At 72.3% G+C, this 13,276-nt stretch carries 14 protein-coding genes; 4 read left to right on the top strand and 10 right to left on the bottom strand.

Annotation, left to right across the window (positions count from 1 at the left end; genetic code table 11):
* Window positions 1-62: 62 nt before the first annotated feature.
* Genes ACZBH1_RS08690 through ACZBH1_RS08680 form a run of 3 tightly spaced genes read right to left on the bottom strand, consistent with a single transcriptional unit; the run spans window position 63 to window position 2,886 of the window.
* Window positions 63-929 carry a DUF4097 family beta strand repeat-containing protein gene (locus ACZBH1_RS08690; protein ID WP_463646154.1) on the bottom strand — a complete coding sequence of 289 codons (867 nt, stop codon included), beginning with the start codon at window positions 927-929 and terminating at the stop codon, window positions 63-65.
* On the bottom strand, window positions 926-1,633 hold the full coding sequence (locus ACZBH1_RS08685; protein ID WP_336394434.1) for a LuxR C-terminal-related transcriptional regulator: 708 nt from the start codon (window positions 1,631-1,633) through the stop codon (window positions 926-928). Before ACZBH1_RS08685 ends, ACZBH1_RS08690 begins: the two co-directional genes overlap by 4 nt.
* Window positions 1,621-2,886: a sensor histidine kinase gene (locus ACZBH1_RS08680; protein ID WP_336394433.1), complete on the bottom strand. Its 1,266-nt coding sequence runs from the start codon at window positions 2,884-2,886 to the stop codon at window positions 1,621-1,623. Before ACZBH1_RS08680 ends, ACZBH1_RS08685 begins: the two co-directional genes overlap by 13 nt.
* A gap of 140 nt (window positions 2,887-3,026) precedes the next feature.
* Here ACZBH1_RS08680 and ACZBH1_RS08675 point away from each other — a divergent pair, with 140 nt between their 5' ends.
* Window positions 3,027-3,185, top strand: a complete 159-nt coding sequence (locus tag ACZBH1_RS08675; RefSeq protein ID WP_452323522.1) for a hypothetical protein — start codon at window positions 3,027-3,029, stop codon at window positions 3,183-3,185.
* Window positions 3,186-3,253: 68 nt separating this feature from the next.
* On the opposite strand, the gene ACZBH1_RS08670 is transcribed toward ACZBH1_RS08675, so the two are convergent.
* The 3 genes from ACZBH1_RS08670 to ACZBH1_RS08660 are packed head-to-tail and all read right to left on the bottom strand — an operon-like array spanning window position 3,254 to window position 6,824.
* Complete coding sequence (locus tag ACZBH1_RS08670; protein WP_463646153.1) at window positions 3,254-5,065, bottom strand: cytochrome b/b6 domain-containing protein; 1,812 nt, start codon at window positions 5,063-5,065, stop codon at window positions 3,254-3,256.
* A 6-nt stretch (window positions 5,066-5,071) separates the two neighbouring features.
* Window positions 5,072-6,037: an electron transfer flavoprotein subunit alpha/FixB family protein gene (locus tag ACZBH1_RS08665; RefSeq protein ID WP_463646152.1), complete on the bottom strand. Its 966-nt coding sequence runs from the start codon at window positions 6,035-6,037 to the stop codon at window positions 5,072-5,074.
* Window positions 6,038-6,047: 10 nt separating this feature from the next.
* Window positions 6,048-6,824: an electron transfer flavoprotein subunit beta/FixA family protein gene (locus tag ACZBH1_RS08660; protein WP_336394429.1), complete on the bottom strand. Its 777-nt coding sequence runs from the start codon at window positions 6,822-6,824 to the stop codon at window positions 6,048-6,050.
* A 178-nt stretch (window positions 6,825-7,002) separates the two neighbouring features.
* On the opposite strand from ACZBH1_RS08660, the gene ACZBH1_RS08655 reads away from it, so the two are divergent.
* Window positions 7,003-7,539, top strand: coding sequence for a MarR family winged helix-turn-helix transcriptional regulator (locus ACZBH1_RS08655; RefSeq protein ID WP_336394428.1), 537 nt, complete (start codon window positions 7,003-7,005; stop codon window positions 7,537-7,539).
* A 34-nt stretch (window positions 7,540-7,573) separates the two neighbouring features.
* Here the strand turns inward: ACZBH1_RS08655 and ACZBH1_RS08650 are convergent, their stop codons facing one another.
* From ACZBH1_RS08650 to ACZBH1_RS08640, 3 genes are all read right to left on the bottom strand, one after another.
* A complete protein-coding gene (locus ACZBH1_RS08650; protein WP_336394427.1) occupies window positions 7,574-8,350 on the bottom strand; it encodes an enoyl-CoA hydratase in 777 nt (258 codons plus the stop codon).
* Window positions 8,351-8,428: 78 nt separating this feature from the next.
* Window positions 8,429-9,328, bottom strand: a complete 900-nt coding sequence (gene mmsB, locus ACZBH1_RS08645; RefSeq protein ID WP_463646151.1) for a 3-hydroxyisobutyrate dehydrogenase — start codon at window positions 9,326-9,328, stop codon at window positions 8,429-8,431.
* A gap of 38 nt (window positions 9,329-9,366) precedes the next feature.
* Entirely contained in the window at window positions 9,367-10,530 is a 1,164-nt protein-coding gene (locus ACZBH1_RS08640) for an acyl-CoA dehydrogenase family protein (protein ID WP_463646150.1), read from the bottom strand.
* A 231-nt stretch (window positions 10,531-10,761) separates the two neighbouring features.
* Here ACZBH1_RS08640 and ACZBH1_RS08635 point away from each other — a divergent pair, with 231 nt between their 5' ends.
* Window positions 10,762-12,438, top strand: coding sequence for a choice-of-anchor I family protein (locus tag ACZBH1_RS08635; RefSeq protein WP_463646149.1), 1,677 nt, complete (start codon window positions 10,762-10,764; stop codon window positions 12,436-12,438).
* 72 nt (window positions 12,439-12,510) lie between these two features.
* Here the strand turns inward: ACZBH1_RS08635 and ACZBH1_RS08630 are convergent, their stop codons facing one another.
* Window positions 12,511-12,867 (bottom strand): YciI family protein, encoded by a 357-nt coding sequence (locus ACZBH1_RS08630; protein ID WP_336394423.1) that lies wholly within the window; start codon window positions 12,865-12,867, stop codon window positions 12,511-12,513.
* A 209-nt stretch (window positions 12,868-13,076) separates the two neighbouring features.
* On the opposite strand from ACZBH1_RS08630, the gene ACZBH1_RS08625 reads away from it, so the two are divergent.
* Window positions 13,077-13,256: a hypothetical protein gene (locus ACZBH1_RS08625; protein ID WP_463646148.1), complete on the top strand. Its 180-nt coding sequence runs from the start codon at window positions 13,077-13,079 to the stop codon at window positions 13,254-13,256.
* The last annotated feature ends 20 nt before the right edge of the window (window positions 13,257-13,276 follow it).

The raw sequence follows: 13,276 nt of genomic DNA, 5'->3' as shown, positions 1-13,276 counted from the left end.
CGTCCGCGGACGCGCCCGACCCGCCGCCGCCCGAAGGCGGCGGCGGGTCGGGCGGTCGGGGCTCAGCCCTCGGACCGGAGCACGACCTCGCCCGCCGAGACCTGGACGGTGATCGTGCTGGCGGCACCCGGCGTCGAGCCGAGGTCGTTGTCGAACCCGCCGGCGGACACGTCGGAGGTCACGTCGTAGTCGCCTTCGGGGACGGTGAGCCGCAGCGATCCGGCGCTCACGTCCATGTCGATCGAGTCGGGGCGGCTGCCGGTCAGCCGGGCCTCCATGGAGCCGGCGCTCACCGTCAGCACGGCCGTGCCGACGTCCTCGAGCTCGAGGTTGCCCCGGCCGGCACTCATGTCCGCCGTGAGCGTCTCGGCCGAGCCCGTCACGTCGAACGATCCGGCTGCCAGTGAGATGTCCAGCGCACCGAACTCGCCGTCGGTGACGAACTCACCGGCCGACAGCGAGACGTCGGCGTCGAGGCCCTCGAGTGCGACAGGCAGGCGCAGCACGGCATCCGTCCGCTGGTCGCCGAACCACCCGCCCCAGCCGAACCAGCCGAACCGGTCGGGGGACGCGACCTCGAGGGTGTCGCCCTGACGCTCGAACCGCCACACGTCGGCGCCCCACGAGCTCGTGACCTCGAGCTCGGCCTCGGCGACGTCGGTGAACTCCACCTGGAGCGTGCCGGCGGCGGCGTCCACGTCGAGCTGGTCGATATCCGCGACGTCGACCGTGCGGGTCGAGGTGGACACGGACGCCGAGGCGATCGTGCCCACGGCCGCCGAGATCATCGCGCCGAGGAGCACCAGTCCCCCGAACACGATCAGCACGATCGCGACGACGCGCGACCCGCTGGAGGGCGGCGGCGCATCGGCGGGCCGATCCGGGACGGCGGAGGAGGGCGGAGGAGGCGGGGTCATGGTGGTGCTCATCGGTTCGTTCCTGTCTGCGGCGCGCGGCCGCCTGGTGTGATGCCGGGCGGCGTGGTGCCGCCGTGCTCGAGGTGGGCGAGCGCCGCGAGGACGCGGCGGTTGCCCGATTCGTCGGGTTCGAGGTCCAGCTTCTGGAAGACCGCGGTGATGTGCTTCTCGACGCTGCCCTCGCTGACGTGGAGTGTCTTGGCGATGGCCTGGTTGGAGCGGCCCTCCGCGATCAGGGCGAGCACGGAGGACTCGCGCTCGGTGAGCCGCAGCATCCGCTCATCCCGCTTCCTGCGGCTGAGCAGCTGCGCGACGACCTCGGGGTCCAGCACGGTGGCCCCGGACCCGATGCGGTCGATCGCCTCGAGGAACTCGGTCACGTCGGCGACGCGGTCCTTGAGGAGGTAGCCGAGCGCGCCGCCGCTGGACGAGATGAGGTCTGCGGCGTAGCGCTCCTCCACGTACTGCGACAGCACGAGGACCGCCAGCTCGGGAAGCCGCGCACGCAGCGACAGCGCGGCGCGGATGCCTTCGTCGGTCCAGGTCGGCGGAAGCCGCACGTCGAGGATGCACAGCTCGGGGGCGGTCCGGTCCACCGTCTCGTCGAGGTGCGAGGCGTCGGGGAGCGCGGCGGCCACCTCGTGCCCGGCGTCCTCGAGCACGCGCACGAGGCCGGCGCGCAGCAGCGCGGAGTCTTCGACGATCAGGATGCGCACGGGATGCTCACCTCCACGCTGGTGGGGCCGCCGGCGGGGCTGTCGATGCGGGCTTCGCCGCCCGCGGCGAGGACGCGGTTGACGATGCCGTCCAGACCGCCGCCGGGGACGACGCGCGCGCCGCCGACGCCGTTGTCCTCGACGCGCGCCCACAGGACCCCCGGCTCGCGCAGCCGCACCACGACACGGACTTCGGTGGCCCGGGAGTGCTTGGCGGCGTTCGTCAGCGCCTCGGCGATCACGAAGTACGCCGCCGCCTCGGTGTCGCGACTGCAGCGGCCGTCGAGCCGCACGTCGGTGTGCACCGGGACCACCGACCGGGCGACCAGCGCCGACAGTGCGGCGTCGAGGCCCCGATCGTCGAGGACGGAGGTGTGGATGCCGCGGGCGAGCTGCCGCAGCTCGGTGATGGCGGCCTTCGTCGAGGTGTGGGCCTCGCTGATCAGCGCCTTCGCGGCCTCGGGGTCGGCGTCGATCTTCTGCTGCGCCAGTCCGAGCGTCATGCCGACGGACACCAGCCGAGGCTGCACCCCGTCGTGAAGGTCGCGTTCGATGCGCGTGCGCTCCACGTCGGCGGCGCGCACGGCACCGGCGTGCTGCAGGCTCGAGGCGCGCGCGGCGGCCGCGAGCTGGGCCTCGCGCGAGGGCACCATGACGGCGCGCGAGATGACGCCGTGGAGGACGCCCAGCCCGACGAGGCCGGCGGCGGAGACGAGCACCGCGAGGATGCCGACCGGCAGCGCCCACGAGAGCGGCACGTCGATGCCGGTGCGTGCGAGGCGCACGGCACTGGCATCCGCGAAGAGCGGCGCGAAGGCCAGCACGACGCCCGACACGAGCAGCCCCGCGAGGGCGACCACGACCCAGCCGAGGATCGTCGCGATCGCGAGGTTCGCGATCGCGCGCCACGTGGAGAGGTCGATCGCCTGCAGCCACACCGTGCGGAGGAAGCCGCCGAAGCCGGGCCGGCCGCTCGACCGGGGCCGGGGTGCCGCGAGCCCGAACCGGTAGAGCCCGTCGACGCGCTGCGTCTCGAGCCAGCCGACGGCGTACAGCACGTAGACGAGCGCGAAGAGCACCAGCAGGCCGACGCCGAGGACGAACAGCAGCCCGATGCCGAGGCCGAGCATCGAGAAGAGGAGCGAGAACACCGCGGCGCCGATGACGCCGAGTGCGGCGAGCTGCGCGATCGCGCCCGCCACCTGGGCCGGCCGCGTCACCGGGCGGGAGTGGGAAGTGTCCGAGGAGGTCATGCCCCTTACGGTAGGCGCGCGGGGCGCGCGGCGCGCCAGAGGAAGCCGGAGACCTCGGTTCGGGTTATCCCCCAGGCCGGGCCGCCCTCGGGCGGGCTGGTGACCCAGGATGGGAACGGCCCCCGCCATCGGGACGTGGCGTGTCGGGATCGCGGGCTAGGGACGTCGATCTGCGAGGAGCCGACCTCGGCCAGGTCATCGGCATGGCGGGACTGCGCGGTGCCACGATCTCGCCCGAGCAGCTGCAGCTCATGGCGCCCGCACTGGCCGATCTCGCCGGCCTCGTCGTCGAGCCCTGACCAGGCTACGACCGGCGCACGGTCCTGGGCCGCTGCGGGCGCGCGAGCGCCCGACCGTCAGCCGTGCGTCAGCGGCCGCTCACCTTGCCGAAGAGGCGGGCGATGGGTGCGAGCACGAGCGGGCGGGCGGCGATCCACGCGGCGGCGATGACGACGAGCGAGGCGGTGAAGAACCAGAACCCGGTCCAGTTGTCGGCGTACGCGTTCGGGTCGGTCGAGCCCTGCGCGGCGTACATGTGGTTCAGGTTGCGCAGCGCCCCGGTCGCGAACACCAGGAACACGTGCACCGCGATGAACGCCACGAAGTACAGCATCACCGGGAAGTGCACCGCGCGGGCCCACTCCACCGGGTACGCCTTGTTGAGCCCCGTCGCGTTCTTCGGCCACACCCCCGACATCCGCACCCCGGTGATCGCGGCCAGCGGCGCGGCCAGGAACACCGTGACGAAGTACGCCAGCTGCTGCAGCGCGTTGTAGTTCACCCAGCCGTTCTCGGTGGGCCAGTCCAGCGACACGTACTGCAGGCCCGCCGAGACCGCGTTGGGGAACACCTCCCACGACGTCGGCACGATCCGCATCCACTGCCCGGTGAGGAACAGCAGCACCACGAAGATCACGCCGTTGACCAGCCACAGGATGTCCAGTGACTGGTGGAACCACAGGTTCAGGCTGATCTTGCGGCGGTTGTTGCTGCGCGGCGACCAGAACACGCTCGGCCGCTTCTCGGTGCGCACCTGCAGGCCGGTGCGGATGATCAGCACCATCAGGAACACGTTGAAGAAGTGCTGCCACCCCAGCCACGCCGGGAACCCGACCGGCGCGCCCTCGGGCAGGTGGTACTCGCCGGGGTACGCCGCGAGGAAGTCCATCCCCCACGGCGTCGACAGCAGGAACCGCACCAGCGCGACCGCCAGCGCCGCCGCGAACAGCAGCCCGGCACCGCCGACGACCACCGCCCCCGCCCACTGCAGTTTCGTGAAGGGGCCGATCCGCTGCGGCTCGACCCGGGGCGCCGGGCGGGTGCGCGCGGCCGCGCCCTCCCACACCGTCCTCGTGAACGGCAGCGGCTGCGACAGCGGAACCCTGCTGGGCGTCACCGCCGCGGCGGGGACAGCCGGGACGACGGATGCCGCCACCGGGGTCTCGGGCAGCGCCGGCGTCGCGACGGGCGTCGGGGTGTCGACGGATGCCTCGACCGGCGCCGCCACCGCGTCCTCGGCGTCAGCTGCTCCGGCGGTGGCGGCCCGGGCGGCGGGCGCGAGACCTGCCGGCGGCCACGGCTCGCCGCCGGCCACACGCGGCAGTCCGCGACGCAGCGGCTTCGCCCCGTCGGCGGCCACCGCCGGTGGCTGCGCCACCGCCGCAGCGGAGGCGGCGAGGTCGCGCGCTTCGGGTGCTTCGTCGGCGGGGGTCGCGGCCTCCGGGGCGGCCGCGGGAGCGGCGGCGACGGGAGCGGCCGCGGGAGCGGCGGCGACGGGAGCGGCGGGAGCCGCCGCGGCGGGAGCGACGGGAGCCGCCGCAGCGGCGGCGACGGATGCCGGCGGCCAGGGCTCGCCGCCCGGGACGCGCGGCAGACCGCGGCGGATCGCGCGTTCCCCGCCACCGACCAGGGAGCTCGCCGCACCGGCCACGGAGCTCGTCCCACCGGTCTCCGCCCCGGCCGAGGGGCTCGCGGCAGGCTCGGCGGCCGGGGCGGGAGCGGACTGGGTCACGGCCGCCGACGATGCCGCGGCGACCGAACCAGTCTGGACGCTGAGCGACGGGACGACCTCTCCCCCGCCGTCCCCGTTGGGGACCGGAGCGTCGCCGGCGGGCGGCCACGGCTCGCCGCCGGGCACCCTGGGCAGCCCGCGCCGCACCGCAGAACCGTACGTGGCCATCCCGGGTTACGCCTTCTTCGCCTCGAGCGCGGAGATCAGCTGCGGCACGACCTGGAACACGTCGCCGACCACCCCGAAATCGGCGATCTCGAAGATCGGGGCATCCGCGTCCTTGTTGATCGCGACGATCGTCTTCGCCGTCTGCATCCCCGCCTTGTGCTGGATCGCGCCGGAGATCCCGAGCGCGACATACAGCTGCGGCGACACCGACACCCCGGTCTGCCCGACCTGATACGTCTGCGGCACATACCCGGCGTCCACCGCGGCGCGCGACGCGCCCACCGCCGCGCCCAGCGTGTCGGCGAGCTGCTCGACCAGGGCGAACTTCTCCCCCGATCCGAGACCGCGCCCGCCGGAGACGACCTTCACCGCGCCGCGCAGCTCCGGACGCGACGACGACACCACCGCCTGATCGACCGACGTGACCGTCGCCGCCTTCCGTCCGGAGGCACGCACCTCGAGCGGCTCCGCCTCGACACCGTCGACCGCATCGGCGCGGGCATCCACCGATCCCTGCCGGATCGTGATCACCGGCGCACCCCACGTCACCGCGGATTCCACGTTGTACGCACCGCCGTACACGGAGTGGTGCGCGACCACGCCCTCCGCATCCCGCGAGACACCGACCGCGTCCACCGCGATGCCCGACCGGGTGCGGGCCGCGTAACGACCCGCGACATCGCGGCCCTCGATCGAGTGCGACACCAGGACCGCGTCCGGGCGGACCAGATCCGCCGCCGCCGTCAATGCGTCCACGACCGGAACCGTCAGCCCCTCACCGGGAGGGGCGACCAGCACCTGCGCCGCACCCAGCGCCGCGGCATCCGCCGCCAGCGCCGCATCGCCCACCACCACCGCGACCGGCGTGCCCACCGAGGCGGCAGCCCCCAGCACCTCCGCGGCGGACTTGGCCAGCCCGCCCGACGGGGTGGTGTCCAGGAGGACCACGATGGAGTCATCTGCAAACGTCATCACACGCACCTCACGCCAGCCGGTTCTGGATGAGGAACTCCGCGAGCTTCTCGCCCGCGTCGCCCTCGTCGACGATCTTCACGCCCGCCTCGCGCGGCGGCTTCTCGCTCAGCGCGATCACGATCGAGCGAGACGCGTCGGGGTCGTGCGCGTCGATCTCCAGCTCGGCCAGCGACAGCGTCTCGAACGGCTTCTTCTTGGCCGCCATGATGCCCTTGAAGTTCGGGAACCGCGCGTCCGGAAGCGCCTCGGTGATCGAGATCACCGCCGGGAGCGGTGCCACCACCTGCTTCGTCGCACCGTCGGAGGCCCGCGTGCCCGACACCGCGTCCGCACCGATCTCCACCGAGTTCAGGTACGTGGCGCTGGGAACGTCGAGGATCTCCGCGATCATCGACGGCACCACCCCGCCCGAGCCGTCCGTGGACTGGTTGCCCGCGATCACCAGGTCGAACCCGGTGCGCTGCAGCACCGCCGCCAGCACCTCCGCCGTGAGCCCCATGTCGGCACCGAGCAGTGCGTCGTCGATCACCTGCACCGCCGACGCCGCCCCCATCGCCAAACCCTTGCGCACCGTCGCCGACGCCGCCTGCGACGCCATCGACACCACCACGACCTCGGTCCCGGGCGTCTTGTCGGCGTACGACAGCGCCACCTCGAGTGCCCGCTCGCCGATCTCGTCCAGCACCCGATCGGATGCCTCCCGATCAGCCAGCCCCGTCTCCAGCGACAGCTTCCGATCCCCGTACGTATCCGGGACTTCCTTGACCAGGACGACGATCTTCATGACGATCTCCTCACGCTGGGCACGAGTCTATGGCGCGGCCTGGAATGTACCCAATCCAGGGACGGGCGCCCGGTCGGACCGGGCGGACGACCGCTGTGTGTATACATAGACGCCGTCGCCCGGCCGGCGCGCACGCCCGTCCGGACGCCGCCCGGTACGGTGGATCCAGGAGGTCGTCATGGCAGCACCCAAGCGCCTTCCGGTCGATCCGATCGCCGAGGCCAAGCGTCAGTGGATCGCCCACGGCTGGGAGCCGGCGGCCGCGGGCATGACCGCCGTCACGTCGATCATCCGGGCTCAGCAGCTGCTGTTCGCGCGCATCGACGCCACGCTGAAGCCGTTCGGCCTGTCGTTCGCACGGTACGAGATGCTGCGACTGCTCGGCTTCACGCGGGAGGGACGGATGCCGATGGCCAGCGCGATCGCGCGCCTGCAGGTGCACCCGACGAGCGTGACGAACACGGTCGACCGGCTCGCACGCGACGGCCTGGTGTCGCGCGAGCCGCATCCCGACGACGGCAGGGCGGCGATGCTGGTGCTCACGGACTCCGGGCGCGAGCTCGTCGAGCGCGCGACCACGGCCCTGAACACCGAGGTGTTCGAGAGCCCGGGCCTCTCCGACGACGACACGACCGAGCTGGTGCGCATCATCGCGCGCTTCCGCAAGGACGCCGGCGACTTCACCGACCCGCGCCCGCAGCCGGAGCCCCTCTAGCCGCCCGCGAGCGCCCGCCGCGCCGCAGCTCGGCTCAGCGGCCGTGGAAGTCGGGGGCACGCTTCTCGCGGAAGGCGGCCATGCCCTCCTTCTGGTCGGCGGTGTCGAAGAGGCCGGCGAACACGTGGCGCTCGAGGCGCAGGCCCTCGGCGAGGGACGACTCCAGCGCGGCGTCGAGCACGGCTTTCGCGGCGTACAGCGACGGCAGGCTCTTCGCGGCGATCGACTCCGCGGTCTTCTGCGCCTCGTCCCGCAGTTCGGCCGCCGGGACGACGCGTGAGACGAGTCCCGAGCGCTCGGCCTCGGCGGCATCCATCATCCGGCCCGTGAGGATGAGCTCGGCGGCCTTGTAGTACCCGACCGCCCGCACGAGCCGCTGCGAGCCGCCCATGCCGGGGATCACGCCGAGGTTGATCTCGGGCTGGCCGAACTTCGCCGTGTCGGCGGCGAGGATGATGTCGCACATCATGGCCAGCTCGCACCCGCCGCCGAGCGCGTAGCCCGAGACGGCGGCGATCACCGGGGTGCGCACCTTCGCGAAGTCGGCCCATCCGCCGAAGTGGTCGGTCATGACCATCTCCAGCCCGGACTTCGACTCCATCTCCTTGATGTCCGCCCCCGCCGCGAAGGCGCGCTCCGAGCCCGTGACGACGATCGCCCCGATGTGCTCGTCGGCGTCGAAGGCGGCTGCCGCGGCGACGACGTCGCGGCAGACCTGCGTGTTGAGCGCGTTGAGCGCGTCCGGCCTGTTGAGGGTGATCCAACCGACGCGTCCGCGCGTCTCGACCAGGATCGTCTCGTATTCGGTCATCGCTCCGCTTTCGTCGAGGGTCGTGAACATTCCACCAGAGTCCGGCGCGTGGCGATCGGGGCGGAGGCGGCCCGGTCGTCAGGCGGACTCGGCGCGGATGGTGTTGATGATGCCGGAGAAGTCCTGCCCTGCGCCGTCGCCGGCGGCGAAGGCCTGGTAGATCTCGCGGGCGAGCATGCCCATGCGCGCGTCCACGCGGGTGGCGGCGATGGCATGCTCGGCGAGGCCGAGGTCCTTGTTCATCAGCGCCCCGGCGAACCCCGGCTGGTAGTCGCGGTTGGCAGGGCTCGTGGGCACAGGGCCGGGCACCGGGCAGTTCGTGGTCAGCGCCCAGCACTGCCCCGACGCGTTGGACGCGACGTCGAACAGCGCCTGGTGCGAGAGCCCAAGCCGCTCCCCCAGCACGAACGCCTCGGCGACCGCGATCTGCGACACCGCGAGGATCATGTTGTTGCACACCTTGGCCGCCTGCCCGAGGCCCGCGCCGCCGCAGTGCACGACCCGCCGCCCCATCGCCTCCAGCAGCGGCCGCGCGGCCTCGAAGTCCTCATCGGTGCCGCCCACCATGAAGGCGAGTGTGGCGTTCTCGGCGCCCACGACGCCGCCCGACACCGGCGCGTCCAGCGACCGGCGCCCGGCCTCCTCGGCGAGCGTGTGCGCGGCGCGGGCCTCGTCGACGGCGATCGTCGAGCAGTCGATGAAGAGCGCGCCGGATGCCGCGACCTCCAGCAGTCCCGGCCCGCCGCCCGCGCCCCGGTAGGCGTCGAGCACCTGCGCGCCGGTCTGGAACATCGTGATGACGACGTCGGCGCCGGTGGCGGCATCCGTCCCCGAATCGGCCGTGGCGAGTCCGGCCTCACCCGCCGCGGCGACCGCGGCAGGGGCGACGTCGAAGCCGACCACCTCGTGACCGGTCGCGGCGAGGTTCTTCGCCATGGGCAGGCCCATGTGGCCGAGCCCCAGGAATGCGATCTTCATGTCGGACCTCTTCGTCGGTGCGTGGGATCGAGGGGGCGTCAGTGCGCGAGCAGCTGGCGGCCGATGATCACGCGCATGATCTCGTTCGTGCCCTCGAGGATCTGGTGCACGCGCAGGTCGCGCACCACCTTCTCGATGCCGTAGTCGTGAAGGTATCCGTACCCGCCGTGCAGCTGCAGGGCCTGGTTCGCGACGGTGAAGCCGGCGTCGGTGGCGAATCGCTTGGCCATCGCGCACTGCATCGACGCGTCGGGTGCCTTCGCGTCCAGCGCCGCCGCCGCGTCGCGCACGAGGGCCCGTGCGGCACGGAGCTCGGTGGCCATGTCGGCGAGCGCGAAGACCAGGGCCTGCTTCTCGGCCAGCGGCTCGCCGAACGTGAACCGCTCCTGCACGTAGGCGACGGCGCGGTCGAGGGCCCACTGCGCGCCGCCGAGCGAGCACGCCGCGATGTTGATGCGGCCGCCGTCCAGGGCCGACATCGCGATCTTGAACCCCTGACCCTCGCCGCCGAGGACATTCGCCGCGGGCACGCGCACCTCGTCGAGGATCACCTGCCGCGTGGGCTGCGCGTTCCACCCCATCTTGTGCTCGATCGCGCCGAACGACAGGCCGGCGGTGCCGGCGGGCACGAGGAACGCCGTGATCCCGCGGGCACCCGGCTCGCCGGTGCGTGCCATGACGATGTAGACGGATGCCTCGCCCCCGCCCGAGATGAACTGCTTGACGCCGGTCAGCACGAACTCGTCGCCGTCGCGGATCGCGCTCGTCGTGATGGCCGCGGCATCCGATCCCGCACCCGGCTCGGTGAGGCAGTAGCTGCCGAAGCCCGACATGGACGTGAGGAGCGGCAGCCACTCGGTGCGCTGCGCCTCGGTGCCGTAGGTGTCGATCATCCACGCCACCATGTTGTGGATGGAGATGTACGCGGCGATCGCGGTGTCGCCCTGGGCGAGCTCCTCGAAGATGGCCGCGGCGTCCGAGCGCGACAGGCCCGAGCCGCCGACGTCCTCGCGGACGTAAATGCCGCCGAGTCCGAGCTCGCCGCCCCGGCCCAGCGTCTCGCGGGGGAAGTGCGACTGCGCGTCCCACTCCAGGGCGTGCGGCGCGAGCTGCGTCTCGGCGAATTCGCGGACGGCCTCGAGGATCGCTTCGCGCTCCTCGGTCGTGAGGGCGGGCGTGAGAGGGGTGATCGTGGACACCATTGCTCCTTCAGTGATGCAGCGACGCCCTCGTGAGGCATCCTGATCAGCGCGATCGTGCCGACATCAGCACTGTGCTGATTTTACATGGACGTCCTTGTATCTGCTAGGTGGACCAGCGACTGGATGGGCGGTCGCCTGTTCGCCGGCCGTTCACCGCACCGAAACCGTGCCGGGATAGTCACGTGGTGCACCGTGTGCGTGCTCCCGATCCCCCTGCCGACAAGGAACCCGATGCCTTCCTCTGCTCCCCGCCGTGTCGCCGCGCTCGCCGCGACCACCGTCGCCGCGTGCGCCGTCGCGCTGACGCCGCTCACCGCCACGGCCGCCGTCGTCCCCGACCCGATCGTCCTCTCGGCGCAGGACGCCGCGATCGCGCTGGCTCCGGTCGGCACCTTCGAGACCGGCGTGTTCGACGAGGGGGCGGCCGAGATCGTCGCCGCGCACGGCGACCGCCTGTTCGTGGTCAACGCGCTCGCCGGATCGGTGAGCGTGCTGGACTACTCCGACCCGTCCGCGATGACGGAGGAGTTCGCGCTGGGCTCCGACGGCGTCGCGAACTCGGTCGCCGTCCGCGCCGACGGCCTGGGCGTGGTCGCCATCGAGGCGCCGACCAAGACCGACCCCGGTCACCTGCTCTTCTTCGACGCACGGGCGACGGATGCCGCCTCCGCCGTCCTCGGCACCGTCCAGGTCGGAGCGCTCCCCGACATGGTCGCGATCGCGCCGGACGGAAAGTACGCCCTCGTCGCCAACGAGGGCGAGCCGGCCGACGACTTCTCCGTCGACCCCGAGGGATCGGTGAGCGTCGTCAAGCTCCCGAACCGGGTCGCCGCACCCGCGCAGAAGGACGTCAAGACCGCCGACTTCCACGCGTATGAGGCCGACGGCACGGCGACGCTCCCCGAGGGCGTGCGCGTCTTCGGCCCGCAGCCGCACGGCGACGACCACCCGGTCAGCCGCAACCTCGAGCCCGAGTACATCGCCGTCGAGGGCAACACCGCGTACGTCGCGCTGCAGGAGGCTAACGCGATCGCGGTCGTGCAGATCCCGAGCGCGCGGGTGACCGACATCCTGCCGCTGGGCGCGAAGGACCTGGGCCTCGGCGCGAACGCGCTCGACCCCAGCGACCGCGACGACGCGTTCGCGCTGCGCGCCTATCCCGGCCTGAAGAGCCTCTCCATGCCCGACGGGCTGCAGTCCTACACCGCCGACGGTCGGACGTACCTCGTCACGGCGAACGAGGGCGACGCGCGCGAGTGGGGCGAGTACAGCGAGGTCTCGCGCGTGAAGAACCTCGCGGAGGACGGCTCCGGCCCGGTCTGCAGCACCGGCCCGCTCGCCGGCGCGCTCGGCGACGCCGACCTCGGCCGCCTCAACGTCACGATCGAGGACGGGTTCGACGCAGACGCCGGCTGCTACCAGGAGCTCTACGCCTTCGGCGGCCGGTCGTTCTCGATCTGGAGCGACGCCGGCGACCTGGTCTTCGACTCCGGCTCGGCCTTCGAGGAGCTCACCGCAGCCGCCGTTCCCGGCTTCGTGAACTCCAATCACTCCGAGTCGAACTTCGAGGGCCGCAGCGACGACAAGGGTCCGGAGCCGGAGGGGGTCGCGCTCGGTGAGGTCGACGGTCGCACGTACGCGTTCATCGGCTTCGAGCGGATCGGCGGCATCGCGGTGTTCGATGTGACCGAGCCCGCGGCATCCCACTTCGTCACCTATGTCAACAACCGCGACTTCTCGGTGTCGGTCGAGGACGGCGGCGACCTCGCCGCCGCCGGCGACCTCGGTCCCGAGGGCATCGCGTTCATCCCGGCTGCCGCGTCGGCGACCGGGACGCCGCTCATCGCCGTCGGCAATGAGGTGTCGGGCACGACGACGCTGTTCGAGATCGCGTCGCTGCGCGGCTGACGCGCCGAGCGGCCGGAAGGGTGGGCCCCCGTCCCGCGGGGCCCACCCTTCCTTGCTCTCGGATGCCGGGTGTCAGTCGCCCGCAGCGGCGCTGTCCCCGTCGGGCCACTGCATGAACGGGCGCAGCTCGATCTGGCCGTTGCGGGCCATCGGGTGCTTCGACGCGATCTCGATCGCCTCGTCGAGGTCGTCGACCTCGAGGATGTCGAAGCCGAGGATCACCTCGGTCGTCTCGGCGAAGGGCCCGCGCGCGGTGAGCACCTTGCCGCCGCGCACCTTGACCACGGTGGAGTCGGACACCGGGGCCAGCACCTCGCCGATGATCCGCTTGCCGCTGGCGTCGAGCGGGTCGACCCACAGGTCCACGTCGGACTGGTCGGGCTCGGTGTCGGGCTCGAGCGAGGAGACGACGAACATCATGTACTTCATGGTGTGATCCTTCCGTTGCGGGCGGGCCGATGCCAACCTCACTCCGGGCGTCGTCCGGGATCGGCCGAGGTCGACACTTCGTCGCAGAGCCTTCTTCCGTTGCGCCGCGCTGGCCGCAGAGCGCGAGGCATCCGGGATCATCCCTCCGGCGGAGGACGATGCGACCGTGGGTGGACGCGCCGGCGTGTGCACGTCCGTAGCGTCGGATCATGGCCTTCACCACCTCGTCGATCCCGGTTCCCCGTCGCCGTGAGCTCTCGCGCGGCGCGGCCCTGCTCCTCACGATCGGCGGGAACATCCTGGTCTTCGCCATCGCCGCGCTGGGCGTCGCCGGTGTGGCGCTCGCGGCCGTGGCGGTGTTCGGCGGAGCCGTCGTGGACGCGCTCTGACAGCGAGCGGCCGGGGCAGG

It is taken from the genome of Microbacterium sp. ZXT2-5 (genome assembly GCF_055329545.1).
This window is presented reverse-complemented; position numbering and strand designations above follow the sequence as displayed.